General features: G+C 70.9%; 24 protein-coding genes and 1 riboswitch. Of the genes, 5 read left to right on the top strand and 19 right to left on the bottom strand.

Features of this window, described 5'->3' with window-relative positions:
- Nucleotides 1–24 precede the first annotated feature (24 nt).
- Nucleotides 25–126, bottom strand: a riboswitch (SAM riboswitch).
- 107 nt (nucleotides 127–233) lie between these two features.
- The 6 genes from N6H00_RS07455 to benA form a co-directional block, all read right to left on the bottom strand.
- Nucleotides 234–1,583, bottom strand: a complete 1,350-nt coding sequence (locus tag N6H00_RS07455) for a family 43 glycosylhydrolase (RefSeq protein WP_268970791.1) — start codon at nucleotides 1,581–1,583, stop codon at nucleotides 234–236.
- A 430-nt stretch (nucleotides 1,584–2,013) separates the two neighbouring features.
- A complete protein-coding gene (locus N6H00_RS07450; RefSeq protein ID WP_268970790.1) occupies nucleotides 2,014–4,767 on the bottom strand; it encodes a helix-turn-helix transcriptional regulator in 2,754 nt (917 codons plus the stop codon).
- A gap of 30 nt (nucleotides 4,768–4,797) precedes the next feature.
- Nucleotides 4,798–5,574: a benzoate diol dehydrogenase BenD gene (gene benD / locus N6H00_RS07445; protein ID WP_268970789.1), complete on the bottom strand. Its 777-nt coding sequence runs from the start codon at nucleotides 5,572–5,574 to the stop codon at nucleotides 4,798–4,800.
- Nucleotides 5,571–6,614, bottom strand: coding sequence for a benzoate 1,2-dioxygenase electron transfer component BenC (gene benC / locus N6H00_RS07440; RefSeq protein ID WP_268970788.1), 1,044 nt, complete (start codon nucleotides 6,612–6,614; stop codon nucleotides 5,571–5,573). The genes benD and benC overlap by 4 nt, the downstream gene beginning before the upstream one ends.
- 26 nt (nucleotides 6,615–6,640) lie before the next feature.
- On the bottom strand, nucleotides 6,641–7,147 hold the full coding sequence (benB, locus tag N6H00_RS07435; protein ID WP_268970787.1) for a benzoate 1,2-dioxygenase small subunit: 507 nt from the start codon (nucleotides 7,145–7,147) through the stop codon (nucleotides 6,641–6,643).
- Nucleotides 7,144–8,496 carry a benzoate 1,2-dioxygenase large subunit gene (gene benA, locus N6H00_RS07430; protein WP_268970786.1) on the bottom strand — a complete coding sequence of 451 codons (1,353 nt, stop codon included), beginning with the start codon at nucleotides 8,494–8,496 and terminating at the stop codon, nucleotides 7,144–7,146. The genes benB and benA overlap by 4 nt, the downstream gene beginning before the upstream one ends.
- Before the next feature lie 252 nt (nucleotides 8,497–8,748).
- On the opposite strand from benA, the gene N6H00_RS07425 reads away from it, so the two are divergent.
- The 3 genes from N6H00_RS07425 to N6H00_RS07415 all read left to right on the top strand — a co-directional run bounded on the left by N6H00_RS07425 (nucleotide 8,749) and on the right by N6H00_RS07415 (nucleotide 11,823).
- Complete coding sequence (locus N6H00_RS07425) at nucleotides 8,749–9,657, top strand: LysR substrate-binding domain-containing protein (protein ID WP_268970785.1); 909 nt, start codon at nucleotides 8,749–8,751, stop codon at nucleotides 9,655–9,657.
- 143 nt (nucleotides 9,658–9,800) lie between these two features.
- The gene (locus N6H00_RS07420; RefSeq protein ID WP_268970784.1) at nucleotides 9,801–10,463 is read left to right on the top strand and encodes a GntR family transcriptional regulator; all 663 of its coding nucleotides are present in this window, start codon (nucleotides 9,801–9,803) and stop codon (nucleotides 10,461–10,463) included.
- Between the two features lie 58 nt (nucleotides 10,464–10,521).
- A complete protein-coding gene (locus N6H00_RS07415) occupies nucleotides 10,522–11,823 on the top strand; it encodes an MFS transporter (RefSeq protein WP_268970783.1) in 1,302 nt (433 codons plus the stop codon).
- 24 nt (nucleotides 11,824–11,847) lie between these two features.
- Here N6H00_RS07415 and N6H00_RS07410 read toward each other — a convergent pair whose 3' ends face one another.
- The gene (locus N6H00_RS07410; RefSeq protein ID WP_268970782.1) at nucleotides 11,848–12,228 is read right to left on the bottom strand and encodes a MerR family transcriptional regulator; all 381 of its coding nucleotides are present in this window, start codon (nucleotides 12,226–12,228) and stop codon (nucleotides 11,848–11,850) included.
- Nucleotides 12,229–12,340: 112 nt separating this feature from the next.
- On the opposite strand from N6H00_RS07410, the gene N6H00_RS07405 reads away from it, so the two are divergent.
- The gene (locus N6H00_RS07405; RefSeq protein ID WP_268970781.1) at nucleotides 12,341–12,682 is read left to right on the top strand and encodes an EthD domain-containing protein; all 342 of its coding nucleotides are present in this window, start codon (nucleotides 12,341–12,343) and stop codon (nucleotides 12,680–12,682) included.
- On the opposite strand, the gene N6H00_RS07400 is transcribed toward N6H00_RS07405, so the two are convergent.
- The 5 genes from N6H00_RS07400 to N6H00_RS40430 all read right to left on the bottom strand — a co-directional run bounded on the left by N6H00_RS07400 (nucleotide 12,673) and on the right by N6H00_RS40430 (nucleotide 16,663).
- Nucleotides 12,673–13,692 (bottom strand): aldo/keto reductase, encoded by a 1,020-nt coding sequence (locus tag N6H00_RS07400; RefSeq protein ID WP_268970780.1) that lies wholly within the window; start codon nucleotides 13,690–13,692, stop codon nucleotides 12,673–12,675. The genes N6H00_RS07405 and N6H00_RS07400 overlap by 10 nt on opposite strands.
- Nucleotides 13,693–13,748: 56 nt before the next feature.
- The gene (locus N6H00_RS07395; protein ID WP_268970779.1) at nucleotides 13,749–14,783 is read right to left on the bottom strand and encodes an ABC transporter substrate-binding protein; all 1,035 of its coding nucleotides are present in this window, start codon (nucleotides 14,781–14,783) and stop codon (nucleotides 13,749–13,751) included.
- Nucleotides 14,784–14,911: 128 nt separating this feature from the next.
- Nucleotides 14,912–15,694 carry an ABC transporter ATP-binding protein gene (locus N6H00_RS07390; RefSeq protein ID WP_268970778.1) on the bottom strand — a complete coding sequence of 261 codons (783 nt, stop codon included), beginning with the start codon at nucleotides 15,692–15,694 and terminating at the stop codon, nucleotides 14,912–14,914.
- A complete protein-coding gene (locus N6H00_RS07385; protein WP_268970777.1) occupies nucleotides 15,667–16,476 on the bottom strand; it encodes an ABC transporter permease in 810 nt (269 codons plus the stop codon). Before N6H00_RS07385 ends, N6H00_RS07390 begins: the two co-directional genes overlap by 28 nt.
- A gap of 103 nt (nucleotides 16,477–16,579) precedes the next feature.
- A complete protein-coding gene (locus N6H00_RS40430) occupies nucleotides 16,580–16,663 on the bottom strand; it encodes a putative leader peptide (protein ID WP_443073196.1) in 84 nt (27 codons plus the stop codon).
- Nucleotides 16,664–16,778: 115 nt separating this feature from the next.
- Between N6H00_RS40430 and N6H00_RS07380 the strand changes: the two genes are divergently transcribed.
- The gene (locus tag N6H00_RS07380) at nucleotides 16,779–17,198 is read left to right on the top strand and encodes a YjbQ family protein (RefSeq protein WP_268970776.1); all 420 of its coding nucleotides are present in this window, start codon (nucleotides 16,779–16,781) and stop codon (nucleotides 17,196–17,198) included.
- A 35-nt stretch (nucleotides 17,199–17,233) separates the two neighbouring features.
- On the opposite strand, the gene N6H00_RS07375 is transcribed toward N6H00_RS07380, so the two are convergent.
- The 7 genes from N6H00_RS07375 to N6H00_RS07345 all read right to left on the bottom strand — a co-directional run bounded on the left by N6H00_RS07375 (nucleotide 17,234) and on the right by N6H00_RS07345 (nucleotide 24,142).
- On the bottom strand, nucleotides 17,234–18,823 hold the full coding sequence (locus tag N6H00_RS07375; RefSeq protein ID WP_268970775.1) for a MinD/ParA family ATP-binding protein: 1,590 nt from the start codon (nucleotides 18,821–18,823) through the stop codon (nucleotides 17,234–17,236).
- A gap of 143 nt (nucleotides 18,824–18,966) precedes the next feature.
- Nucleotides 18,967–19,167, bottom strand: a complete 201-nt coding sequence (locus N6H00_RS07370) for a hypothetical protein (protein WP_268970774.1) — start codon at nucleotides 19,165–19,167, stop codon at nucleotides 18,967–18,969.
- Nucleotides 19,164–21,317 (bottom strand): radical SAM protein, encoded by a 2,154-nt coding sequence (locus N6H00_RS07365; protein WP_268970773.1) that lies wholly within the window; start codon nucleotides 21,315–21,317, stop codon nucleotides 19,164–19,166. Before N6H00_RS07365 ends, N6H00_RS07370 begins: the two co-directional genes overlap by 4 nt.
- A 115-nt stretch (nucleotides 21,318–21,432) precedes the next feature.
- Entirely contained in the window at nucleotides 21,433–21,792 is a 360-nt protein-coding gene (locus tag N6H00_RS07360; RefSeq protein ID WP_268970772.1) for a hypothetical protein, read from the bottom strand.
- A 91-nt stretch (nucleotides 21,793–21,883) separates the two neighbouring features.
- Nucleotides 21,884–22,717, bottom strand: a complete 834-nt coding sequence (locus N6H00_RS07355) for an ABC transporter permease (RefSeq protein WP_268970771.1) — start codon at nucleotides 22,715–22,717, stop codon at nucleotides 21,884–21,886.
- 23 nt (nucleotides 22,718–22,740) lie between these two features.
- Nucleotides 22,741–23,709 (bottom strand): ABC transporter ATP-binding protein, encoded by a 969-nt coding sequence (locus tag N6H00_RS07350; RefSeq protein ID WP_268970770.1) that lies wholly within the window; start codon nucleotides 23,707–23,709, stop codon nucleotides 22,741–22,743.
- A gap of 70 nt (nucleotides 23,710–23,779) precedes the next feature.
- The gene (locus N6H00_RS07345; RefSeq protein WP_268970769.1) at nucleotides 23,780–24,142 is read right to left on the bottom strand and encodes a hypothetical protein; all 363 of its coding nucleotides are present in this window, start codon (nucleotides 24,140–24,142) and stop codon (nucleotides 23,780–23,782) included.
- Between the last annotated feature and the right edge of the window lie 242 nt (nucleotides 24,143–24,384).

Genomic DNA, 24,384 nt, shown 5'->3' with positions numbered 1-24,384 from the left:
TGACGCGCGATGCCCTCACCATGACTCCCATCGGTCCTGGTGTTCACACCCGGCACTGCCGCGGATCGCGACACCTCGTTGCCGCGGCGTCGACGAGCCAGGTCTCTCGGCCGCTCCTGATGGGTGTGGCGTGAACGTATGTGGCGGGTGGCGGCACTGTCAAGAGCCGCAGGTGCCGACACGGCGGCGGCCGGTTCTCCCCGCGCGGGGAGAACCGGCCGCCGCACGGGTGGTCAGCCGCCGATCGCGTGCCCGCGGTTACGGCGCTGGACGTACAGGCGATTGCCCTCCGGGCCGGTCCACTCCAGCCGTACGACACCGGGCACGGCGGCGTCGGCCAGGCGCGACGCGTCGGACCAGTAGCCGACGTTGGGGTTGCGGAAGAACGTCCCCCACAGCCGGCCGTGGTGATCCTCGAAGAAGTTGTTGTGGCCGGCGCCGACCCCCGCGGTCCACCGCTGGGAGTACGGGCCCTCGAAGCGGTCCGAGACGGCGACGACGGCGTCGTACTGGTACTGCACACGGCCGGTGCCGGCCGTGTCGTACGCGTATCGCGTGGTGCCGTCGGGGTTGACGGACGTCCTGTTCCACGCGGCTTGGACGAGGTAGTACTTGCCCCCGTACTTGAACACGTACGCGCCTTCGAGATACGGCTCGGGCGAGTAGGGCGTCTGCTGGAACGCCGGGAGGTTCGTCGCCGGGACGATGTCCTCCATGTCGGGCCGGAACTTCGCGTACAGGTTGTTGTGCAGCACCAGCCACGCGTCGTCACGCTCGGTGTAGAGGCTGCCGTCGATGTGGTAGTACGCGCCGGGCTTGATGAAAGCCGGTCCCCCGATGAACGATTCGCCGAAGGGCTTTTCGAGGTTGCCCTCGATGAGCCGGTACGGGCCCTCCACCCCGCCGTCGCTCACCAGCAGGAACGAACCCACCTTCTGGGAGTGGTCGCCCATGCACGCCACGATGTACCACTTGCCGCGGAAGTAGTGCACCTCCGGGGCCCAGGCCTGGCCGCGCTTGCCGAACTGGTCGTCGTACCAGTACTCCTGCCACGGCGCGACGACCGTGCGTCCGGGCCGGTTCTCGCCGACGAACTCGGGCGACCACACCTTGCCCCGCTCGGCGCCGGGCCGGATGCGGGTCGTGTCGGCCAGCCGCCACGGCCCCCGCAGGGACCGGGCCACCCAGACGAAGATGCCGTCGTTCCACGGGCCGGCCACCTCCAGTCCGGGGACGCGGGTGGTGCCCGTGGCGACGTAGAGCGGGCGGCCGTCCACGACGAAGCAGTTGACGTAGGTGTCCCGCATCCAGACCTGGCCGCGCTCCTTGTCACGGGGGCGCAACTCAAGGGGGAGGACGAAGGAGTTGTCCTCGCGCGGCCACAGGTCCAGCCGGGTGTCCGCGAGGCCGTAGGGCTCGAGTGCGGGCCAGTTGGACGGGTAACGCCGCTTCGGCGCGGCCTCGACCGGCGCGGCCTGGGCAGCGGTCGCGGGCAGTCCCGCCGCCACTCCCAGGGAGCCGGCGGCGACTCCGGCCAGCAACGTCCGTCTGCCGATGGGCGAGGGGTTCTCGGATCTGGTCATCAGTCATGTCCTTCTTCGTCGTGGCGGGCGCGCGTCCATGCCGAGCGACGGCCCCGGCGTGTCCGCCGGACGGCCGCGCCCGCGCAGGGTGGTGTGAGAAGAGTCGAGTGGAGGGGAGGGGGAGAGAAGAGAAGGGGAAGGGAGATCAGGGAACGACGGGGTCGTCCCCCAGGAGCTTCCGCGATGTCTTACCCACGCGTCAGCGACATCGCGCCGCGGCCGTGGTGGCGCGGCAGTTCGCGTGCGAACTCTTCGGGTGCCCGCATGATGCGTGGCAGAGGCCGTCCTGAGAGGGCATGCCGCACAGCATGCGAACCACCGCCGATTTTTGTCAAGAGCCAGAAAAAAAATACGCGCGCTCCGAACGGGGCGCGGGACGACCAGCGGTTACCCGTGGCCGACCGCGAGGTGCCAGCAACCGGACACCGCATCAGGCGCCTTGGGGCGGCTCCTTGAAGCGCGCCGCCAGTTCGCTGCGCGAGTGGACGCCGAGCTTGGAGTAGACGTGGGTGAGGTGGTACTGCACCGTCTTGACGGAGATGTACAACTCCAGCGCGGTCTGCTTGTTGGTCGCCCCCGCCGCCACCAGCCGGGCGACGGCCCGTTCCTGGGGTGTGAGGTGGGACAGGCCCGGGGTGACGCGGGCGGTGTGGACGCCGCCGGCCTGGATCTCCCGGTCGCAGCGTGCGACGTAGGCGCGGGCGCCGAGGGTGACGTAGGTGTCGCGGGCGTTGGTCAGCACGGTGTCGGCCTCGCGGCGTTTACCGGCCCGGCGCAGGGTCTGGCCGTAGGAGAAGTTCACCCGGGCGCGGTCGTAGGGGAGCGGCAGGGACTCCAGGTGGGCGAGGGCCTGCTCGAACCGGGTGCGGGCGGTGTCGATGTCGCCGAGCGCCCCGGTGAGCCTGCCGCGGACCAGCCCCAGGCGGGCCTGGGTGGAGCGGTGGCCGCGGCGGGCGGCCAGCTCCTCGTACGGGGCGAGGAACGCGTCGGCCTCCTCCAGGCGGCCGGTCATCACCAGGGCGTTGGCGTAGACGTCCTGCCAGGGCCAGAAGCCCGGTTCGTCGATCGAGGCGCGGGAGGGCAAGTGGACGATGGGGGACAGCGCCTCCAGGACCCGTGGGTAGTCGCCGCGCGCCTCGGCGACCTGGGCGCGGGCCAGACAGGACGGCACCAGCATCACCTCGTACTGGTGCGGGGCGGCGGCGCCGGCGTTGAGGTGCCGGTCGGCCTCGTCCCAGTCCCCGCGCAGCGCGTGGATCTGGGCCGCGGTCCAGTGCACCAGCGGGCGGACGAATTCGATGCGCACCTCGGCGAGCCGGGCGGCGGCCCGCTGCACCGTCTCCAGGGCCTCCGGCCAGGTGCCGAGGGCGAACTGAGTGCGGGCCAGCAAGCCCTGCGCCCACAGCGAGATACGGGTGGAGCCCATCCGGTAGCCGGTGGGGACGGCGGCCTCCAGGCGGCGGCGGGCGGCCTCCGGGGCGTCCAGGGCGAGGTCGACCCAGCCCCGGCCCAGGTGGAACCGCTGCGGCTGGGCGCCTCCGGGCAGCCGGGCGGCGACCGCCTCGTAGGCCGCCACCGCCTCCTCATAGCGGCCCGACCCCGCGAGTCCGAGGCCCAGGACGGCTTCCGACTCGATGGCCGAGGGATCGGTGGGATCGGCCACCTCCACGGCCCGCCGGGCCCAGGTCACCAGGTCGGCTCCGTCCCAGCGGCCCAGTGCGTGCAGCACCCGGCGCTGGCAGATCCTGGCCATCAGGTCCGGTTGGAGCTTCGGGTCGCAACTCCGCCAGGCGCGGGTCAGGAACGCGTCGGCCTCCGCCGGGCGGCCCCGCATGATCGCCAGGTAGCCGAGCACGACTTCGCGCAGCGTGCCCGCGTGGAAGCTCTCCAGCTGCCCGGCGAAGACGGTGGCCTGGGGGACGTCCCCGGCACCGATCATGGCGTCCACCGCGCGCAGCAGCCGGTCCTCGCGGGCGGCCCGGCCGGGGCTGAGCCGGCTGGCGAGGACCAGGGTGTCGGCCACGGCCGCCCACTCACCGGCTCGGGCCCGTTCGGTGGCGTGCCGGTCGAGTTCCTCGGCGAGGGCCGCGTCGGCCGAGGGGGTGGCGGCGACCCGGTGCGCCAGCCGGCGGCCGCGGTCCTCGGTGCTCGCCGCGGCACTGCGGTGCAGGTCGGCGCGGCGGGCGAGGCCGATCCCGGTCAGCACGGCCGCCCGGGTCAGCGGATGGGCGAAGGAGAGCAGCATACGGCCGGGTTCGACGCCCGCGACCAGCAGTCCGGCGGCGCGGGCCTCGTCCACCGCGGGCAGCGGATCGGCGATGTCCGCCAGTGCGGCGGCCTCGGCGAGCGGGGCGTCGTCGTCCAGGATGGCGCACGCCTCCACCAGCGCTCGGGCGGCCGGGCCGCAGCGGGTGAGCCGGTGCCGGACGGCCGAGGTGTACCGGGCCGGGGCGGGCAGCTCGGGCCGCCAGTCCTGCCATGTCTCCGGCGGGATCTCGGTCAGCAGCCGGCGGATGTGGCGGGGGTTCCCCCGGGTGTGGCGGCACAGGTGGCGGGCGGCGGGCAGATCCAGGGCGAGGCCACGGGCGTCGTGCGCGAGGGTCCTGACGTCCTCGGGGGTCAGCGGGCTGGGGCGCACCGCGTTGTCGCGGCAGCCGTCCAGGAACTCCAGCGTGCGCAGCACCGGCAGCGGGGTGTCCGCGTGCGGTTCCGCCGTCTGGTCCACCTCGTCCCGGGCGACGAGCACGACCAGGACGCGCTGGTTGGTCATCCGGCGCAGCGCGGAGCGGATCGCGCGCAGGCTCTCCACATCGGCCCAGTGCGCGTCGTCCACGACCACCAGCAGGGGGGCGTCCTCCTGGTCGGCGGTCCACCGGTCGTGGAGCAGGTCCGCCGCCTCCAGGACGGACCGCGGGGCGTCGGCGCGCAGCAGCTGCCGTGCGACGCCCAGCGGCAGGTCCGACTCCCAGGAGACGCCCGCGACCCGCACCGTCGCGCAGGTCTCCCGGGTGGCGAGCACATGGTCGACCAGGGCGGTCTTGCCGATGCCCGCCGGGCCCTCGACGAGCAGGACGGCGGGCCGGCCGGCGCGGGCGGCGTCGACCGCGCGGGTCAGCGCGGCGCTCTCGGCGACCCGTCCGATGAGGTGTCGCCGCAGCTCAGCGAGGTCGTCGCGGTCGTTCATGGACCAGCACGCTAACACCGTGGACCCCGGTCATCCGAGATCTCCACCGGCGACCGGCAGCACGGTGCCGGTGATGTACGAGGCTTCGTCGGAGGCGAGGAAGCAGATGGCCGCGGCCTGTTCCTCCAGGGTGCCGTAGCGTCCCATCGGGGAGGAGGCGAGCGTCTGGTCGATATGGGCCTGGAACCACGCCTCCTCCCGCTCGGTGCGGCGCTCCGGTGTGCCGCGGGAGATGCGGCGCGGGGGCGCCTGGGTGCCGCCGGGCGCGGTGGCGACGACGCGGATGCCGGCGTCGGCGTACTCGAGGGCGAGCGAGGCGGTGAGCGCGTTGACGCCCCCCTTGGCGGCCGAGTAGGGGATGCGGTGGATGCCTCTGGTGGCCGCCGAGGACACGTTGACGATCGTGCCGTGGCCCTGTTCGACCATGGCGGGCAGCACCGCGCGGCAGCACCACAGGGTGGGCATCAGGGAGCGGTTCACCTCCGCCTGGATCTGCTCGGCGGTGAACGCGGTGAACGGCTTGAAGTTGATGGCGCCGCCCACGGTGTTGACCAGGACGTCCACCCGGCGGTGCGGGCCGAGGGCCTGGCCGAGGGCGCTCGCGGCCCCGGAGTACGTCTCCAGGTCGGCCGTGACCGCCTCGGCCTTCAGCTCGGTGGCGGCCTCCCGCACCAGCTCGGAGCGGTCCACCAGGACCAGCTCGGCGGACTCGGCCGCCAGCCGCCGGGCCACGGCCAGCCCGATGCCCTGGGCCGCACCGGTGACCACGACCCTCCGGCCGGCGAACCGGCCGGGGTGCGCCCTCACGCCGCCTCCGCGGTCTCGCGCGCGGGGGCCGGGGTGAACTTCTCGTAGTGGAAGCTCGCCGGGGTCACGCCGAGGGCCGCGATGTGGCCGCGCACCGCCTCGACCATGGCGGGCGGGCCGCACAGGTAGACGTCCACATCGCCGTCGTGCAGCGTGGAGGCGTCCATCAGGCCGGTGACGAAGCCCTTGTTGCGTGCGGTGCTGGCGGCGTCGGCGACACAGTGGTCGAAGGTGAAGCCGGGGATGACCTCCGCGTAGTCCTCCAGGGTGTCCAGGTGGACCAGGTCCTGGTCGGTGGTGACGCCGTAGAGCAGGTGGACCGGGTGCGCGGGGGGCTTGCGGGTCAGCCCCTCCAGCATCGACAGCAGCGGCGCCAGCCCGGTGCCGCCCGCCAGCAGCAGGGCGGGGCGGGTGATCTCGCGCAGATAGAAGCTGCCCATGGGTCCGGTGAACTCGACGCGGTCGCCGGGCCGGGCCCGCTCGCCGAGGTACTCGGACATCGCGCCGCCCGGCACGGTCCGCACCAGGAAGGAGATCTGCCGCTGGTCCGGGCCGGAGCTGAAGGAGTACGAGCGGGCCTGGTCGGTCCCGGGGACGGCCACGTTGACGTACTGGCCGGGGAGGAAGTCCAGCGCGTCGCGGTCGTCCACCTCCAGGGCGAACTCGACGGTGCCGGCCGAATGCCGCCGGATGTCGGTGACGGTGGCGGTGTGCGCCGCCGCGCCGGTCTTCGCGGCGGCCGAGGAGGAGGGGATGCGCAGCACGAGGTCGCTGTGCGGGGTCATCTGGCAGGGGAGGCAGTAGCCGGCCGCCGCCTCGTCGTCGGACAGCGCCTCGTCGATGTAGTCGCCGCCGTCGTAACGGCCCGACTCGCACAGCGACTTGCAGGTGCCGCAGGCGCCGTCGCGGCAGTCGAGGGGGATGTTGATCCGGGCCTTGTAGGAGGCTTCGGCGACGGTCTCGTCCGGGCGGCAGTCGATGAACCGGGTGATGCCGTCCTCGAAGTTCAGGGCGACCTGGAAGGACATGCTGGTGCTCATTTCGGGAGGGGTGCTGGGCGGCTGGTTCACAGGTGGTAGACGTCCACGACGTGGTGCACGTAGTCGTTCTTCAGCACCACCTTCTTCCGCCGGATCAGGGGCTCGGGGCCGGAGAGGTCGAGCGTGCAGTACGAGGTGCCGAAGTAGGTGTCGGTGGTCTGGTAGCGGTAGGAGAGGGTGAACCAGTTGAACCGCACGTGCAGCAGGTCGCCGTCCCGGCCGGTGATCTCGACGTTGGTGATGTTGTGGCCGGTGCGCGGCTCGGGCAGGCTGGTGGCGCTGGAGCGGTCGGTGCGGATGCGGAAGACGCGGTCCTCCAGACCGGCCCGGCTCGGGTAGTAGATCAGCGAGATCTCACGCCGCGGGTCACGGGTCAGCTCGTCGTCGTCGGCCCAGGCCGGCATCCAGAACTCGGCGTCCGGGTGGTAGCACTCCAGCCACTTCTCGAACTCGCGGTCGTCGAGGTGGCGGGCCTCGCGGTAGAGGAACCGCCGGATGTCCTCGAGGGTGGTCTCGCCGGTCGCCGTGGTCACTTCGCCGCCTCCAGGTCCAGGGCCTTGCGCAGGGTGTCGAGCCAGTAGCCGTGCTGGATGGGGTAGAGGCCCTCGTCCTCGGTGCGCACCCCGCTGGCGACCGGGTTGATGCCGATCTTCTTGGCGGCCTCGTCCGGGCCCTCGATCCGGTGCACGGCGCCGCGGCTGAGGTCGTTCCAGGGAGCGGCGGTGGCCAGGTACGTCTTCTGGCAGGAGCGGAACTCCTCCAGGTCGTCCGGGGTGGCCATGCCGGTGGCGTTGAAGAAGTCCTCGTACTGCCGGATGCGCTGGGCGCGGGCCTCGGCGGGCTCGCCCTTGGGGGCGATGCAGTAGATGGTGACCTCGGTCCTGTCGACGGAGACCGGCCGGAAGTGCCGGATCTGCGAGCTGAACTGGTCCATCAGGTACAGATTGGGGTACAGACACAGGTTCCGGGAGACGCCGATCATCCAGTCGGCGCGCTCGGGGCCGACCTGCTCCGCCAGTTCCGCACGCCTGCTGTGCAGGGGCCGGTTGGCCGGGTCCAGCCACTTGGTCCACAGCAGCAGATGGCCGTGGTCGAAGGAGTAGAAGCCGCCCTGCTGCTTGGACCAGCCGCCCGCGTCCATCGTCTTGGTGTCGTTCTTGGACTCGCCGGAGGTGCGGCGGGCCTGGGTGGCGGCGTAGTTCCAGTGGGTGGCGGAGACGTGGTAGCCGTCGGCGCCGTTCTCCGCCTGGAGCTTCCAGTTGCCGTCGTACTGGTAGGTGGAGGAGCCGCGCAGCACCTCCAGACCCTCCGGGGACTGGTCGACGATCATGTCGATGACGACGGCCGCGTCCCCCAGGTGTTCCGTCAGCGGCTTGACGTCCGGGTTGAGGCTGCCGAAGAGGAAACCGCGGTAGTTCTCGAAGCGGGCGACCTTCGTCAGGTCGTGGGAGCCGTCCTTGTTGAACTGCTCGGGATAACCGGCATCCCGCGGGTCCTTCACCTTCAGCAGCCGTCCGCTGTTGCTGAACGTCCAGCCGTGGAACGGGCAGGTGAAGGTGGTGCGGTTGTCGGTCTTCCGGCGGCACAGCATCGCGCCCCGGTGACTGCACGCGTTGATCAGACAGTGCAGTTCCCCCTGCTTGTCGCGGGAGATCACGACGGGCTGGCGGCCGATATGGGTGGTGAAGTAGTCACCGGCCTCCGGGATCTGGCTCTCGTGCGCGAGATAGACCCAATTGCCCTCGAAGATGTGCTTCATCTCCAGCTCGAAGAGCTCCTCGTCGGTGAAGACACTCCGCCGGACCCGGTATGTGCCGGTGTCCGGGTCCTCCACGAGGGCGCCGTCGAGGATGGTCCGCGCACGGCTGAAAGCCTCGGCCATGGTCCCGTTCCTCCGCTGATCCGTGTCCCGCCGGCCGGGCGATCCGGTCGGCGACGGCGTATTACGGCCGCTTTGCAGCACCATGACAGCCGAGTGAAGAGTCGGCCCCAGACATGTGCCCAGGGTTGACCCAGGGGGTTATTGATATGCGCGGCGTCTCAATAAAGTGGGAACCAGGTATTTGTGTCGTATGTGAGGCGCTCCTACGCTGTGGCGTAATCGAGGGCCCCGGAGCCACGAAAGGGGCGCCGGATGGAATTCAGGCACCTGCGGTATTTCGCGGCCGTCGCCGAGACCCGGCATTTCGGCAAGGCCGCGGAACAGCTGCACATGGCCCAGCCCCCGCTCTCCCAGGCGATCCGCCGACTGGAGGCCGAACTGGGCGTGGAGCTGTTCAGCCGGACCACCCGGCAGGTCGCGCTGACCGGCGCCGGTGAGGTGTTCCGCACCGATGCGGAGCGCATCCTCAAGGCCGTCGACGAGGCGGTCGCCCGCGTGGCGCGCTTCGCCTCGGGGGCGGAAGGTGTGCTGCGGATCGGCCTGACCGGCTCCGCCTCCTACCGGCAACTCCCCGCGCTCGCACGGCTGGTGAAGCGCGAGATGCCACACGTGATGCTGGAGGTGCACACCGAGATGCTCACGCCCGCACAGGAGGCGGGGCTGATCGAGCGCCGCCTGGACGTCGGCGTGCTGCGGCCACCGGTCCGCCAGGAAGGCATCGCACACCGCGCCGTCGCCACCGAGGCCCTGGTCGTGGCCGTCCCCGAGCAGCACCGGCTCGCCGAGGCGGACACCGTGCGCGTCGAGCAGCTGCGGCACGAGGACTTCGTCATGTACGGCGCCGCGCTCGGCTCCGTCGTCAACGACACCGTGGTCCGCGGCTGCCTGGCGGCCGGCTTCTATCCGCGCCCCGCCTACGAGGTCACCGAGACCTCCGCCGCCCTCGCGCTGGTCGCCGCCGGCCTCGGCATCGCCGTCCTGCCCGACTCCATTCGCTCCGCCCCCCGCGAGGGCGTGCGGTGCAAGACGATCGAGGACGCGCTGAGCGTCCGGCTCGATCTGGCGTGGCGGGAGGACGACGATTCCCCGCTGCTGCGGAACCTGCTCACGGTGCTGGAGCGCAACCACCTGTTCCTCGACGAAGTGGCGGCCGGCCACTGACCGCGCCGAGCAGTGCGCGGAGGCGACGGCCACGGACGCCGTGCGCGTCGACACCCTCGTCACCGAACTCCTCACCGCCGCCCACGACATCATCCGCCCCGCATAGATACAAGCTTGTATCTATGAGTGCTACTGTGTGGGTCATGGCCGCGACGACAGGGCGTTCATCAGCAGCACAGACGGTGTACTCGGTGACGAAGGAGCTCATCCTCAGCGGAGAGCTCGCCGCCGGCACGCTGATCAGTGAGGGAGAGATCGCCGAACGCGTACAGGTGAGCCGCACGCCGGTGCGTGAGGCGTTCCTCCGGCTGGAATCGGAGGAACTGCTGGCCCTGCACCCCAAGCGCGGCGCGGTCGTCGTGCCGGTGCCCCCGGGCGAGGCCGCGGACGTGCTGGAGCTGCGGCAGGCCCTGGAGCAGTCCGCCGCGGAGCGGATCGCCCGGGACGGTCTGACGGCCGACGGCGAGCAGCGCCTGCGCGACCTGATCGCGCACCAGCGCGACCTCGCCGGGGCCGGGGACGTCCACGGCTTCGCCGCGGCGGACGAGGCGTTCCACCGGGGCATCGTCGACGCCTCCGGGAACCGCCTGGCCAGCCGCTTCTACTCCACGCTCGGCGATCGGCAGCGCCGGATGAGCGTCTCCGCGCTGCGGCCCCGGCCGCAGCGGCTGCATGTGCTCGCCGATGAGCACGAGACGCTGCTCGGCCATCTCCTGGCCGGGGCCGCCGACACCTTCGCGGTGGCCCTGCGGGCCCACCTCACCGCGACCCACGGTTCGCCGGGGCGATCCGGCAGCGACCGCTGATCCACCGGCGGCAACGGCGCCGCCGCGACCCACGCGCACAAGGAATCCGTACCTCACCATGCTCGAAACCCAGCGGGTCGTCGAGCCGCCTGCCACCCCGCCCCGCTCGGGCGCGTGGCGACCGGTCGCCGCAGCGATGTTCGTCTGCGGCTGGGGCGGCAACCAGTTCACCCCCCTGCTGCTGATGTACCGCCGGCTCGGCGGCTACTCCACCCTCAGCGTGGACGCCTTCCTCGGCGCCTACGTCGTCGGACTGATACCCGGACTGCTGCTCGCCGGGCCGGTGTCGGACCGGCGCGGCCGCCGGCCGGTCCTGATGCTCGGCACCGTGGCCTCGGTGCTCGCCAGCCTGGTGCTGAGCTTCGGAGCCGACGGCTCCTGGGCGATCTACGCCGGCCGGCTGATCACCGGGGTGGCGGTCGGCATCGCCATGTCGGTCGGCAGCAGCTGGGTCAAGGAGCTGTCCACCGGCGCGGACACCGGGCTCGCCGCCCGCCGTGCCGCGCTCTGCCAGACGGCGGGCTTCGCCCTCGGCGCGGGCGTCGCGGGCGCCCTCGCCCAGTGGGGGCCCTGGCCCATGGTGACCCCGTACGTCGTGCACATCGTGATCGCCGTCGCCGTCCCGCCGCTGCTCCTGCGGGTGCCGGAGACCCGGGCGCCGGGCGCCTGGGCGGCCGGCGCGGACCGGGGAGTCCTGCGAGGGCTGATCGACGACCTGCGCGTCCCCGCACCCGCGCGCCGGCGGTTCCGGCTGGTGGTCCTCCCGATGGCACCGTGGGTGTTCGGCGCGGCCGGACTGGCCTACGCGGTGATGCCGCAACTGGTCGAAACGCGCGTGGGCCACTGGGGGCTCGCCTACGCGACCGCGCTGACGGTACTGACCCTGGGAACCGGCGCGGCCGTTCAGCCGGTGGCCAAGCGGCTGGACCGTACGACCGGGACCGGGAAGGGGCGCGCCCCCGTGGTGGCGATGGCGGTGATGCTGCTCGGCGCCGCGCTGTGCGCGCTCAACGCCGTCCTGCGCTCCCCGTGGCTGGCGGTGGCGGCCGCCGTCGCGCTGGGCGCGGGCTATGGGATCGCGGTGGTCTCCGGGCTGCTGGAGATCCAGCGGATGGCGGGCGCGGCGGACCTGGCCGGCCTGACCGGCGTCTACTACACCCTCGCCTACGCGGGTTTCCTGCTGCCCGCCCTGCTGGCCACGCTGTCCAACTGGCTCTCCTACCCCGCGATGCTCTCCGGAGTGGCCCTGGTGGCACTGGGCTGCCTCAGCCTGGTCATCCGCGGCACCCGCACCGGGCCGACCACCGGGCCGACCACCGAGTCGCCCGCGGAGCCGGCCGCCGAGCCGATGCGCGGGTGACTCCCCGGCACGGTGTCGGTCACGTCAGGCCGAGGCGCGGTCAGCCGTCCCGTCCGCCAGGAAGTCCTCGTTGACGCTGATGAGGTGATCGAGCGCTTCTCTGGCGGCGGTGAGGTCGTCGATGGCGGCCGACAGCCGGGTTCGCTCCCTGTTCATCGCGGCCAGGGCCTGCCGGGCCCGGCCCATGGTGGGCTCCGTCATGCACGGGACCATCTGGGCGATGGTTCTGCTGGACATTCCGGCGGCGAGGAATTGCTGGATGAGCGACACCCGCTGGACGTGCGCGTCGTCGTAGTACCGCTGGCCGCTGGGGGACCTGGAGGCCACCAGCAAGCCCTGCTGCTCGTAGTAGCGCAGTGATCGACGGCTGGCTCCCGTCCGGGCGGACAGTTCACCGATCCGCATCTCCCCGCCTCCTCGTGTGCACTGGGTCACGGCGACTTGCCCATGACATCGATGTGAGCGTTTAGGTTACCCCCACGGCTCGCGACCGCGAGCGAGGAACAAGAGGAAGTCCATGATCAAGCTCGCTTTCATGATCAACCGCATCGATGGAATGACCTTCGAGGAATTCGTGGAGCACCACCGAAACCGCCACGCCCCGTTGTTCACCTCCATTCCGGAAGCGCGGCAGTACGTGAAGAAGTACACCGTCTCCCACCCGGTGCCCGCCGACGGCTATCCGCGCCCCGCCTACGACGGCCTCACGGAAATCTGGTTCGACAGCTGGGCGGATCACGACGCCTTCTTCGCGTCCGAGAATTACCGGGAGCTGGTGCACCCGGACGAGGGCAGGTTCATCGATATGAGTTCGGTGGCGGTCCTGGTCACCGAGGAAACCGTGGTGCTTCAGTCCTGACGCCGCCCCGCGGCTCGGCGCCCCAGGATGCGGTCGATGTCGGCCGTCTGCCCGGCGGTGAGCGGTCCCTTCGCGATGGCCCCCGCGTTCTCCTCGGCCTGGGCGACCGTACGGAAGCCGGGGATCGGGACCGTCCGCGGGCTGCGGGCCCAGATCCAGGCGAGGGCGCCCTGCGCGAGGGTACGGCCGTCGCTGGTGAGCACGGACCGCAGGGCGTCCACCCGCCGGAGCCAGTCCGGATCGGCACCGGTGTCCGGGGTGAACCCCGGCAGCCAGGCGGGTGGCGCGCTGCGGATGTCACCGGCCTCCAGGGCGCGTCCGGCGGTGTGCTTACCGGTGAGCAATCCCATGGCGAGGGGGCTGCGGTTGACGCTCGCGAGGTCCGACTCCGCGCAGAGGGCGAGGAGTTCGGGCGCGTCCTGGAGCACGTTCAGACAGTGCTGGACGGCCGCGCAGTGCGGGCCCTGCGCGAAGACGGCGGCCCGTGCGGGGTCATCGGTGCTCCAGGCGTAGGCGCGGATGAGCCCCTCGCGCACGAACTCCTCGCACACATCGCGGAGTGCGGCGGCGCGTTCGGGGTCGGCATCGGCGATGTGCAGCTGGTACAGGTCGATGTGGTCGGTGTCCAGGCGCCGCAGGGAGGCGGTCAGGGCGCGGCGTGCGTGTTCGGGGGAGTCGTCCTGTCCGTCGCGGACGCGGGCCCGCTCGTCGAAGAGGTTGCCCCACTTCGTGGCGACGACGACATCGGCGCGCCGCCTGCCGAGGGCGCGGCCGAGCAGGCGTTCGCTGTGGCCGGTGCCGTACACATCGGCGGTGTCGAAGAAGGTGACGCCGAGGTCGAGCGCGCGCCGGATCGCCCGTACGGACTCCTCGTCGTCGACCTTGCCCCAGCCCAGCGGCTGCCCGTCGGCGGACCGCCACTCACCGCCGATGGCCCAGCAGCCGAAGCCGAGCGCGCTCACCTCGATGCCGCTGCGGCCCAGTGTCCTGGTGTGCTCCGTGGTCTCCATGCCCGCGGACCCTAGGAGTTGGAGCGCACACGAACACAAGCCCTCGACGGTGCGGGTCAGGAGCCCTTCTGGTAGGTGCGGGGCGCCGAGGTGGACGGCGGCAGGTCGCCGTTGAAGCGGGTGTCCACGTAATCGGCGAACCGGAAGCGGCGCGGGGTGAGCTTCAGCTGTGCGAAGGTGTCCGCGATCTCCTGCTCCGAGGCGATGGCGGGCTTGTCGACGGCGACGTACACCCGGGTGCCGTTGGTCCGCTTCACGGAGTCCAGCGCCACCTGGTACGGCAGCCCGGTCTCCTTGCCCCACACCTTCGCCCACGCCTCGGGGTGCTGGTAGACCCAGTCCTGGGCCCGGCGCAGCCGCCCGAGATAGTCCTTGATGACCTTCGCCTTCTTCCCGTCCTTCAGGGAGGAGGGGTTGGCGACCTGGAAGTTGAGGCCGTTGACCACGCCCTGGCCCGTGGTGAGGACCCGCGCGTCCGACTGGCGCAGCGCCTGGGAGGTGTACGGGTCCCAGATGGCCCAGGCGTCCACCTTGCCGCGGCTGAAGGCGGCCAGGGCATCGGCGGGCTGAAGGAAGCTGACCTTGACGTCCCTGATCGACAGCCCGGCCTTACGGAGCGAGGCGACCAGCTGGTAGTGGGCCGAGCTGCCCTGCGCGACCGCGACCGACCTCCCCTTGAGGTCGGCCACCTTCTTCGCCGGCGAACCCTTCCTGACCAGGATCGTCTCGCCGTCGGAGGTGCCGTGCTTCGCGGCCACGACCTTGATGTGGGACTTGGCGGCCGCGGCGAAGACGGGCGGGGTGTTGCCGACCCCGCCGATGTCCACGGCCTTGGCGCTCACGGCCTCCAGGATCGGCGGACCGGAGGTGAACGTGGACCACTTGATCTTGTACGGAAGGTTCTTCAGCTGCCCGGCGGCGCGCAGCACCGCCTCGTCGTTGCCCTTCTGGTCACCGACGTTGAGGGTCACATCGCCCTTGCCGTCGGTGTTGCCGGCGGAGCCGGAGCCGTTGTGCGACGTCGAGCTGACGCATGCGGACAGCAGCAGGGCGAGCGGGAGGGACAGGGCGGGGACGATTCGCCGTCTCATGTCAGCAGGTCCGTTCGACAGGTTCGCGAGAGTGCGAGCAGATGTGCGGGCGGTACGGGTGGTGCGGGCGATACGGGTCGCACGGGGCCGGGATCGGCTGGGCCCGGACCGGCTGGGCCGGGACCGGCTCAGCCGACCGTGTGGACGGCCGGCTCGGGCGCCCTCACACCCAGCCGGTCCAGGAGTTCGGCGCGCAGTTCGGCGAGGAGCGGATCGGCGATGTCGCGCGGCCGGTCCCGGTCCACCCGGACCTGATGCGCGATGACACCCCCGTCCATCACCAGGACGCGGTCGGCCAGCAGCAGCGCCTCCTCCACATCGTGGGTGACCAGCAGCACCGCGCAGCCGCGCCGCTGCCACAACTCGGCGACCAGCTGCTGGGCCGTGATCCGGGTGAGCGCGTCCAGCGCGCCGAACGGCTCGTCCAGCAGCAGCAGATCCGGCTCGCGCACCAGCGCACGGGCGAGCGAGGCGCGCTGTGCCTCACCACCGGAGAGCGTTTTGGGCCAGGCGTCGACACGGTGGCCCAGACCGACCTCCGTGAGCGCCTGCTCGGCGACGGCCCGCCCGGGGCGGCCGGGCAGCCCGAGCAGCACATTGCGCCACACCTTCTTCCAGGGCATCAGCCGAGGCGCCTGGAAGGCGACGGCCCTGCGGCGCGGCACCAGCACCTCGCCCTCGATCTCCCGGTCGAGCCCGGCGAGCACCCGCAGCAGCGTGGACTTGCCACAGCCGCTGCGGCCGAGCAGCGCCACGAACTCGCCCGCCCGGATGTCGAGTTGGAGGTCGTCGATGACCGCGCGGCCGTCGAACGACCGGGTCAGCGAGCGAATCCGCACCGCGGCGTCGCCGGTCTCGCCCTTCGCGCCCTGTTCCGGGGAGTTCACTTGCCGGTGAAGTTCGGTCGCCATTGCAGCAGCAGCCTCTCCAGAGTGCGGACGATGAAATCGGCGAGCAGGCCGAGGGCGGCGTAGACGATCAGGCAGACCACGATCACATCGGTCTGGAAGAACTCCCGTGCGCGGTTGAGCAGGAAACCGATCCCGTCATCCGCGTTGATCGTCTCGCCGAAGACCAGCGCCAGCCAGGCGGTGGCGAGGGAGTACCGCAGCCCGGTCATGGCCCCGGGGAGCGCACCGGGCAGCACCACATGGCGGATCAGCCCCCAGCGGCCGAGCCCCAGCGCGGTCCCGGCCTCGATGAGCTGCGCGTCCACGCCGCGGATGCCCGCGTAGACGTTCAGATACAGATGGAAGGTGACGCCGAGTGCGATGAGCGCGATCTTCGGGGCCTCGCCGATGCCCATCCAGATGATGAACAGCGGGATCATGCCGACCCAGGGGATGCTGCGCAGCATCTGCACGCTCGCGTCCACCAGGTCCTCCCCGAGCCGGGAGAGCCCGGAGACCAGCGCGAGCGAGACGCCGACGACCCCGCCGAGCAGCAGGCCGATCAGCACCCGCTGCACCGACACCAGCATGGCGTGCGGCAGGGTGCCGTCCGCCAGCAGGTCGGAGGCGGTACGGGCGATGGTGCCAGGGGAGGCCAGGATGTCGGAGGGCAGCACACCGGTGGCGCTGGACACCTGCCAGAGCACCAGCAGAAGAATCGGTCCGGTCGTGCGGCGCAGCCAGCGCGGCACGGTGCGGCGGCGCGCGGACAGCGGTACGACCGGTTCGAGAACCGGGGACATGGGGGCTCCACAAAAGGGGTACGCCTCGATGCCCGTACGACACGACGGTCGGCACGGCAGAGCGGAACGAGACGGAAGCGGGGAGGGGGAGTGGGGGAGAAGGTCAGCGGGGGCCGGGACACGCGGCGGACGCCACCCGCAGCAGGTCGATATGACCGCGCGTGGTGAGCAGGGCTGACGTAGACATGACGTCGAAGCTAGCGAGGACGCCCGGAACCGGTCAACGGTGTCTTGCTCCTCGGACCTTTGTTGCGGGAGTTTTACGACGGGAGTTTTCCGCGGTGGCGTACCAGGATGGTGCCATGAGCACATTCCGTACCCACACCATCAGCGTCACCACCGGCTCCACCGAGACCGTCGCCGACCTCACCGCCGACTGCGAGGCGTATCTACGGGACGTGGCGAACGGCGGCGACGGCCTGCTCAACGTCTTCGTCCCGCACGCCACGGCCGGGATCGCGATCCTGGAGACCGGCGCCGGCAGTGACACCGATCTGCTCTCCACGCTGCGCGACCTGCTGCCCCCGGACGACCGCTGGCGCCACCGCCACGGCAGCCCCGGCCACGGCCGGGACCACGTCCTCCCCGCCCTCGTCCCCCCGCACGCGACCCTCCCGGTCATCGGCGGCAGGCTCGCCCTGGGCACCTGGCAGTCGGTGTGCCTGGTCGACACGAACAAGGACAACCCCGACCGTCAGGTGCGGCTGAGTTTCCTCGGCTAGAGGTCGCCTGACGGCGGCTGCCTCACGCTCCGGAATCAGCCGTTGGATCCGGGCCGAGGTGGCGGGGGTGGCGGGTAGCCGTGGCCCTGTTGCGGCTGGGGCCCGTACGGCTGCGGGTAGCCGGTCGCAGCGCCCCCGTAGGGACCGGGCGCCGGGTACCGGCCCGGCATCGGCGGGGGCTGCACCGACGGCTGGTTGCCACCGCCGCCGGTCCACAGGCCCTGCGCCCGCTGCGCCCGCGTGAAGTCCTCGGCCACCATCGCCGAGAGGTCGAAGTACGCCTCCCGGGTCTTGGGCCGCATCATGTCTAGGTCCACCTCGGCGCCGACCGCCAGGTGCTCGTCGAACGGCACCACCTGCACCCCGCGGCAGCGGGTCCGGAAGTGCGCGACGATGTCCTCGACCTTGATCATCTTGCCGGTTTCGCGCACCCCGGAGATCACGGTGATGCTGCGGGAGACGAGTTCGGCATAGCCGTTCGCGGCCAGCCAGTCCAAGGTGGTGCTCGCGCTCGACGCGCCGTCCACCGACGGCGTCGACACGATGATCAACTGGTCGGCCAGGTCCAGCACTCCGCGCATGGCGCTGTAGAGCAGGCCGGTGCCCGAGTCGGTGAGGATCACCGGATACTGGCGGCCCAGCACCTCGATGACCCGCCGGTAGTCCTCGTCGTTGAACGTCGTCGACACCGCGGGGTCCACGTCGTTGGCGATGATCTCCAGGCCGGAGGGCGCCTGAGAGGTGAACCGGCGGATGTCCATGTAGGTGTGCAGGTACGGGATCGCCTGCACGAGTTCGCGGATCGTCGCACCGGTCTCACGGCGCACCCGGCGGCCCAGCGTGCCCGCGTCCGGGTTGGCGTCGATCGCCAGGATCTTGTCCTGCCGCTCGCTGGCGAGTGTCGCTCCCAGGGCGGTGGTCGTCGTGGTCTTGCCGACACCGCCCTTGAGGCTGATCACCGCGATGCGGTAGCAGGACAGGACGGGGGTGCGGATCAGGTCCAGCTTGCGCTGCCGCTCCGCCGCCTCCTTCTTGGCGCCGGGCTTGAAGCGGCTCGGCCGGGCGTTGGCCCCCGGCTTCTTCGCCTTGGGCTGGTTGCGCAGCAGGCGATCGGAGCTCAGCTCGACCGCCGCGGTGTGGCCGAGCGGGGCGCCGCCCTGGCCGGTGCGCTGCCGCTGGTCCACTTCGGGCCGATGGGCCTGCGGGCCGCCCGGCCCGGCGTCCGGCCGCGGGCCGCCCATCGGCGGTACCGGCTGACCGGGCGGTACGGGCCAGACGGGCGCTACGGGCCGGCCGGGGTCGTTCGGCTGCGGGAAGCCGTGACCGCTGTGACCGGGCTGGTGTTGCGGCTGCGGCTGCGGCTGCGGCTGCGGCTGCGGCTGCTGTAACTGCTGTGGCTGCTGCGGCTGCTGCGCCTGCGGTACGGCACCGGGTGCCGACGGCCCCGGCGCCTCGTCCTGGGGCTCCGCGCTCTCCGGCTCGGCGCCGTCCGCCGCGCTCACCATGTACCAGGTTTGCAGCCGCGGCCCAACGTAGGTGAACTCGTACGTGCCCTCATCGGCGCGGTCGGACTCTGCGTGGTCGTCGACAGGACCGGCCCCGTCGTCCCGATCGCTGTTCACCATGCCTCCTCTCCACCGACTGCGTGGGCGCCGCCCGCCAGTGCTCCGGGGCACTGGGCGGCATCGGCGTGCACAACGGCAACGTCCTGTGGTCCCGTCAGGAGCACAAGGAAGGCGGCGGGCAGTCCCGTGCCCGCCGTGCCGCCTCAGCTGCGGTTGCGCTGCCGACGGGCCCGGCGCGGTGTGGCGTCCGCGGCACGGCCGCCCCTGGTGGCGGTGTACAGTACGCTGATGAGGATGCCACCGACGATGATCACGGCGATTCCGACGGTGGTGTCGATGAGGAAGCCCAAGAGGATGAGCGCCGCATAGGCGACCGGGGTGGCATTGCGCAGGTTTCGGTTCACGGCAGGGATCCTTCCCGAGGGGTGGGTTCGGCGGCCGGAGCCGCCGGGGTCTTCCTAGGCTGTGGGTGATACCGCGATCGTCTTGACAGCCTCCCCGTCCGGCGGGTGTGCACATCGAGGCGCATGTCGACATCGTGGAGAGGCCGTCCGCTGCCGTGCCAGACCGAGAGCGCGTACGCGCTGAAAGGGTACCGCGTTCTCGCCTCGGGCACCTCGATCCGGACACGCACCAGATGGTCGCCGGAAACGGCCGCGGGCGCTCCGCCCGGCACGTCGCCGTAACGCCTCAACAGGTCGAACAGCGCTTCCGGCAGGGCGAGTTCGTGGTGCTCCGCCGTCCCGTGGATCCCCGCACGGAACACGGCTGCCGCCGCCAGGTCCAGGTCGGTGACCATGTCGAGGTCGGCGCGGTCCGGTAGGGGGTTCCCTCGGGACGTGAGCGCTTCGTACAGGAAGTCCACGGCGGCTCGGGCGTAGTGGGCCGCGCGGCCCTCGTCGCCCACCATGCGCCGCAGCATCGCCTGGTAGTGGACTTCTTCGTGGATCACCGGACGCCCGACGTACCCGTACAGCAGATCACGGTTGAAGGCGGCGGGCTCCCGCCAGGCACGGGCGTAGTCGGCCATCAGGAAGGCGATCAAGGGGTCGTCCCCACCCCCCTCGCGCAGGAACGGGCCGAGCAGTTCCACCAGGTCCACCGTGCGCACACCGGAGACCTCGGCGAGGACGCGCAACGTCGAGCGGAGCAGGCACTTGTGGAAGAGCGTCAGCGGGATCCGGAAGGCCATCCCGCTCAGCCAGTCCTCGAACGTCATCCGGGAGTGCTCGATCACGACGTCGGCCATCAGGTCCGTGTTCCCGGGGTCGCAGGGCAGGTACCCGGTGCGCAGACCGTGGTCGTCCCGGAAGCGGTCGTGGGTGTAGTCGGTGTTGTTGAGCAGCAGCAGAGGGTAGATGACGGGTGAGCCGCCCGAGGCGATCGCCTCCTCGATCCCGGCCAGGTGGGTGGCGCGGGATTCACCGGGCAGGCCCCAGATGAGGTCGGTGTAGGTGGGGATGTTCTGGGCCCGGAACTGGGTCTGCATACGGCGGTAGTTGTCGACCCGGATGTTGCGGCGGTTGGCGATCTGTAGCACCTCGGTGTCGAAGGACTGTGCCGAGAGGGTGATGGCCCCGGTCAGCCCGGCCCGGTAGAGGATTCCCGCGATCTCCACCACACGGCCGTTGGTGTTCTTCGCCCAGTTCGTCATCACCAGCAGCCGCTTGTTGTGGCGCCGGCACAGTTCCACGATGTGGCGTGCGATGTCCACGTCGCGTGCGACGATGCCGAAGTTGGCATCGGCTATGAACAGTTGGGTGCCGTCGGCGGCGACCCGGACGATGCGCTCCAGTTCCTCCTGGATGCGGTCCATGGGGAACTGGCGGATCTTGGAGTTGGTGGCCCCGCCCCAGTAGCAGAAGGCGCAGGAATAGGGGCAGCCCCGGTTGGTCTCGTACACCAGCATCCGGGACCGCGCGATGTCCTCGTCGGTCCAGGTGTTCCCCAGCAGCGGCGAGGGCAATGCGCCGAGGTCCGCGATCCGGGGGGCTTCGGGCGTGGTGACCACCTCGCCGTCGGCGGAGAGGTAGCTGATGCCGGGCAGGGCCGCCAACTCGTCGTCCGCGGTGGCCGGCTCCTCGTGGCGCAGGAATACCCGCAGCAGGTCGCGGAAGCGCAACTCTCCCTCGCCGTGGACGAGGACGTCGACCCAGGGCGCCTCGGTGAACACCACCTGCTGGTGCGTCACATCGTTGCCGCCGATCACGATGCGGCAGCGGGGCCAGCGCTCCTTGACCCGCCGGGCCAGTTCGAGCGTGCTGGGCCGGTTCCAGAAGTAGACGGTGAAGGCGACCGCCAGGGGATCCTCCAGCGCGCCCAGCACCTTGGCGCAGGCGGCCTCGAAAGCGTCCCCGCCCTGCATGTACACATGCTTGGTGAAGGAACAGGCCGCGGCGAGGTCCGGGGCCGCCTCGGCGGCGGCTTGCAGGTAGCCCAGCACGGTGCTGTAGCGGACGCCGGGCATCACGGTCATCTCGACCAGGTGCACCTGGCGCCGTCCAGCCACGGCGGAGGGCGGGCCGAGCCCGGCCGGCAGGTCGGCTGACGTCATTTTTCGAACACTTCCCCGTCTCGGTTGCGTTGCCCGGCTCCATTGGGCCCGCTGGCCGTAACGAACGAATTCCTCGTCCGTTACGGCCAGCGGGTTCATGCGGTGCACGATCAGGTCAGGTGCAGCAGCAGCACGGTGAGCAGCAGCAGCAGTAGGTGTCGCCGCCCGCTACGGCTTCCAGGTCGGCCTCGGACAGTTCGCGGTCCTCGATCTGGGGTGAGCTCGGTACCCTCAGTTCGTAGACACCGCTGGTCTTGCCGGCTTCCCAGAGGGCCACCTGGGCTTCCAGGTCGGGGTCGCCCCCGATGTTCCGGACGATGCGTACGCTCGCGTTGGCCGGCAGTTCCAGGCCCTGCTCGGCCAGTGCGGCGCGCGGGTCCGTCTCCAGTCGCGTCACGTATTCGTCGTTCGACCAGGCAGCCGTCAGCACCTTGGTGTAAGAGCTGACGAATGCCGACCTCTCTCTGGGTTCCATGGGTCTCCTTTGTGAAAGTGTTCCGGGCGTCACGGCCGACGCCCGGACGATCCCGCCTCGAGGCCGGGAGTTCGGGGGCTCGGGAGCGCGTTCATTTCTTGGCCCGCTCCCACTTGAAGGCCGTCAGGCTCAGCAGGAGTCCGGCCACACACCACCCGCCGAGGATCAGGGCCGTACGCCCGTGCTCCCAGCTGCCGGCCGCCTCGGACTGCTGGAAGGAGTCGGACAAGAACGCCGACCGCAGGCCCTGAGCCATCCATTTGAGCGGGAAGCATCCCGCCACCACCTGCATGAAGCCGGGGAGGGAGGTGAAGACGAAGAACACGCCCGAGACGAGCTGGAGCGCCAGGTACGGCAGTTGCACCACGGGCGCCGCGGCGCGCGCGTTGGGCGCCACCCGGCTGTAGGCGATGCCGAGGAAGGAGCAGGCGACGATGGACAGGACCACGACCCAGGCGAAGGTGAACCAGCGTGCCGCGGTGTTCGGAAGGTGCAGGCCGAACAGACCGACGCCGACGGTCAGCAGCACCACGGTCTCGAGCACTCCCGTGACGAAGGCCTGGGCGACCTTGGCCAGGAAGTACGACGCCGGTGACATGGGGGTCGCGGCCAGTCGGCGCAGGGTGCCGTCGTCGCGCTCGATCGCGATGGCGACCGCGAGACTGGAGAACGTGGTGCTCATGATGCCGGAGGCGATGATTCCGGCGATCAGCACCTGTTTCATGGGGGTGTGGGTGCCGGGGGCGTCGCCGCTGTAGATCACGCCGAAGATCAGCAGCAGCACGAGCGGCAGGGCGAAGGTGAAGATCACCGCCTGCCGGTTGCGGAAGTAGCACTTCAGCTCGATGCCGGCGCGGGCCACCGCCACCCTGCCGATCGAGGGCATCCGCTGTGGGCGCGGGCGGAGTCCGGATCGATCCCCCACGGCCGTGGTTTCCCTTCCACCAGTCATCCGGTGTTCTCCCGCCGGGACTTAGGCGCCGCGGTCGTCGCGTCGGCCGATGCGATCATCCGGAGGTAGACGTCCTCCAGCGTGGGCCTGGTGACGGTCAGTCCCGGGAGGTCGTCGCTCCCGAGCCGGGCCGCCCAGTCGAGCAGGACGCGCAGCGTCGCGGCCGGTGCGTCCGTGCTGATCCGGACCTGGCCCTCCGCCCGTCCGAGCGGAGGCGCCCCGGGCTGCTGAACGGGCGGCAGGCCCGCCCCGCGCAGCGCGCCTCCGGCGTGGAACTCGATGACGGCCTCACCGTCGGCGCGCCCGCCGATGTCCTTGGGCGCGCCCTCCGCGGCGACCTTCCCGCGCAGCAGGATGGCGACCCGGTCGCAGAGCACCTCGACTTCGTCGAGGTAGTGGGTGGTGAGCATCACTGTGGTGCCGTTCGTGGCCAGCGTCCGGATCAGGTCCCAGGTGACGCGCCGGGCCTGTGGATCCAGTCCCGTGGTGGGTTCGTCGAGGAAGACCAGTTCGGGGCGTCCGACGATGCCGAGCGCGATGTCCAGGCGGCGCTGCTGACCACCGGAGAGCCGAGCGGTGCGTTCGTTCGCCTTCTCGCCGAGCCCCGTCCGCTCGATCACGCTGTCGACGGGGAAGGGGTCGGGGTACAGGGAGGCGAAGTGGGAGACGACCTCCTTGACCGTGAGCTCGTCGAAGGAACCCACATCCTGGGGGACGATGCCGATGCGGGCGCGCCACCGGGGCCCGGCGCCGACGGGGTCCTGGCCGAGGACGCTGACCGACCCGGCGCCGCGGCTGCTGAAGCCCGTGAGGATCTCCTGCGTGGTGGTCTTCCCCGCGCCGTTCGGGCCGAGCAGAGCGAAGATCTCGCCGCGTCGCACATGGAGGTCGACCCCGTGCAGCACGGGTACGGCTCCGTAGGACTTGCGCAGTCCGGACACCCCGATGACTTCCGGTCCGGGCATCTGCACCACCTTGGGATTCAGAGCGTGATCGAGGGCTGAGGGCGAGGGGCGCCGCGCCGCCGTACCTGTGTCAGGTGCAGCAGCAGCAGGGAGAACAGCAGCAGCAGTAGGTGTTGTCGCCGCCCGCTACGGCCTCCAGGTCGGCCTCGGACAGTTCGCGGTCCTCGATCTGGGGTGAGCTCGGTACCCTCAGTTCGTAGACACCGCTGGTCTTGCCGGCTTCCCAGAGGGCCACCTGGGCTTCCAGGTCGGGGTCGCCCCCGATGTTCCGGACGATGCGTACGCTCGCGTTGGCCGGCAGTTCCAGGCCCTGCTCGGCCAGTGCGGCGCGCGGGTCCGTCTCCAGTCGCGTCACGTATGCGTCGTTGGACCAGGCAGCCGTCAGCACCTTGGTGTAAGAGCTGACGAATGCCGACCTCTCCCTGGGTTCCATGGGCCCCCCTTATCGCTTGTCGATTCCGGGCCGAGCCGGATTCGGGTGGATGCGGAAATCATTCAGAGCCGACCACCGCCCAGTCAACTGCGGTCTTTTCCCTTGTGGTTCCATCTTTTTGCGGCCTCACCGGTATCCGCGGAACCCGCCGACCCATAGTGTTATCGCAGCTCAGGGCGGTCGGAGGTGAGGGACTCATAGGGATAGGGAGAGGCCCCCCTACGGATAAGAAAGCCACCCGG

Source organism: Streptomyces sp. S465 (assembly GCF_026898115.1).
Classification (GTDB): Bacteria; Actinomycetota; Actinomycetes; order Streptomycetales; family Streptomycetaceae; genus Streptomyces; species Streptomyces luomodiensis.
The sequence above is the reverse complement of the archived record's forward strand: the minus strand, read 5'-3'. Positions and strand labels throughout refer to the sequence as shown.

Coding starts and splice junctions, on each gene's coding strand:
- N6H00_RS07455 (WP_268970791.1), bottom strand. CDS start 1,583: ATGACCAGATCCGAGAACCCCTCGCCCATCGGCAGACGGACGTTGCTG.
- N6H00_RS07395 (WP_268970779.1), bottom strand. CDS start 14,783: ATGAGACGGCGAATCGTCCCCGCCCTGTCCCTCCCGCTCGCCCTGCTG.
- N6H00_RS07390 (WP_268970778.1), bottom strand. CDS start 15,694: ATGGCGACCGAACTTCACCGGCAAGTGAACTCCCCGGAACAGGGCGCG.
- benC (WP_268970788.1), bottom strand. CDS start 6,614: ATGAGCACCAGCATGTCCTTCCAGGTCGCCCTGAACTTCGAGGACGGC.
- N6H00_RS07405 (WP_268970781.1), top strand. CDS start 12,341: ATGATCAAGCTCGCTTTCATGATCAACCGCATCGATGGAATGACCTTC.
- N6H00_RS07360 (WP_268970772.1), bottom strand. CDS start 21,792: ATGGAACCCAGAGAGAGGTCGGCATTCGTCAGCTCTTACACCAAGGTG.
- benA (WP_268970786.1), bottom strand. CDS start 8,496: ATGGCCGAGGCTTTCAGCCGTGCGCGGACCATCCTCGACGGCGCCCTC.
- N6H00_RS07350 (WP_268970770.1), bottom strand. CDS start 23,709: ATGCCCGGACCGGAAGTCATCGGGGTGTCCGGACTGCGCAAGTCCTAC.
- N6H00_RS07380 (WP_268970776.1), top strand. CDS start 16,779: ATGAGCACATTCCGTACCCACACCATCAGCGTCACCACCGGCTCCACC.
- N6H00_RS07425 (WP_268970785.1), top strand. CDS start 8,749: ATGGAATTCAGGCACCTGCGGTATTTCGCGGCCGTCGCCGAGACCCGG.
- N6H00_RS07385 (WP_268970777.1), bottom strand. CDS start 16,476: ATGTCCCCGGTTCTCGAACCGGTCGTACCGCTGTCCGCGCGCCGCCGC.
- N6H00_RS07375 (WP_268970775.1), bottom strand. CDS start 18,823: ATGGTGAACAGCGATCGGGACGACGGGGCCGGTCCTGTCGACGACCAC.
- N6H00_RS07400 (WP_268970780.1), bottom strand. CDS start 13,692: ATGGAGACCACGGAGCACACCAGGACACTGGGCCGCAGCGGCATCGAG.
- N6H00_RS07450 (WP_268970790.1), bottom strand. CDS start 4,767: ATGAACGACCGCGACGACCTCGCTGAGCTGCGGCGACACCTCATCGGA.
- N6H00_RS40430 (WP_443073196.1), bottom strand. CDS start 16,663: ATGTCTACGTCAGCCCTGCTCACCACGCGCGGTCATATCGACCTGCTG.
- N6H00_RS07415 (WP_268970783.1), top strand. CDS start 10,522: ATGCTCGAAACCCAGCGGGTCGTCGAGCCGCCTGCCACCCCGCCCCGC.
- N6H00_RS07345 (WP_268970769.1), bottom strand. CDS start 24,142: ATGGAACCCAGGGAGAGGTCGGCATTCGTCAGCTCTTACACCAAGGTG.
- N6H00_RS07365 (WP_268970773.1), bottom strand. CDS start 21,317: ATGACGTCAGCCGACCTGCCGGCCGGGCTCGGCCCGCCCTCCGCCGTG.
- N6H00_RS07410 (WP_268970782.1), bottom strand. CDS start 12,228: ATGCGGATCGGTGAACTGTCCGCCCGGACGGGAGCCAGCCGTCGATCA.
- N6H00_RS07420 (WP_268970784.1), top strand. CDS start 9,801: ATGGCCGCGACGACAGGGCGTTCATCAGCAGCACAGACGGTGTACTCG.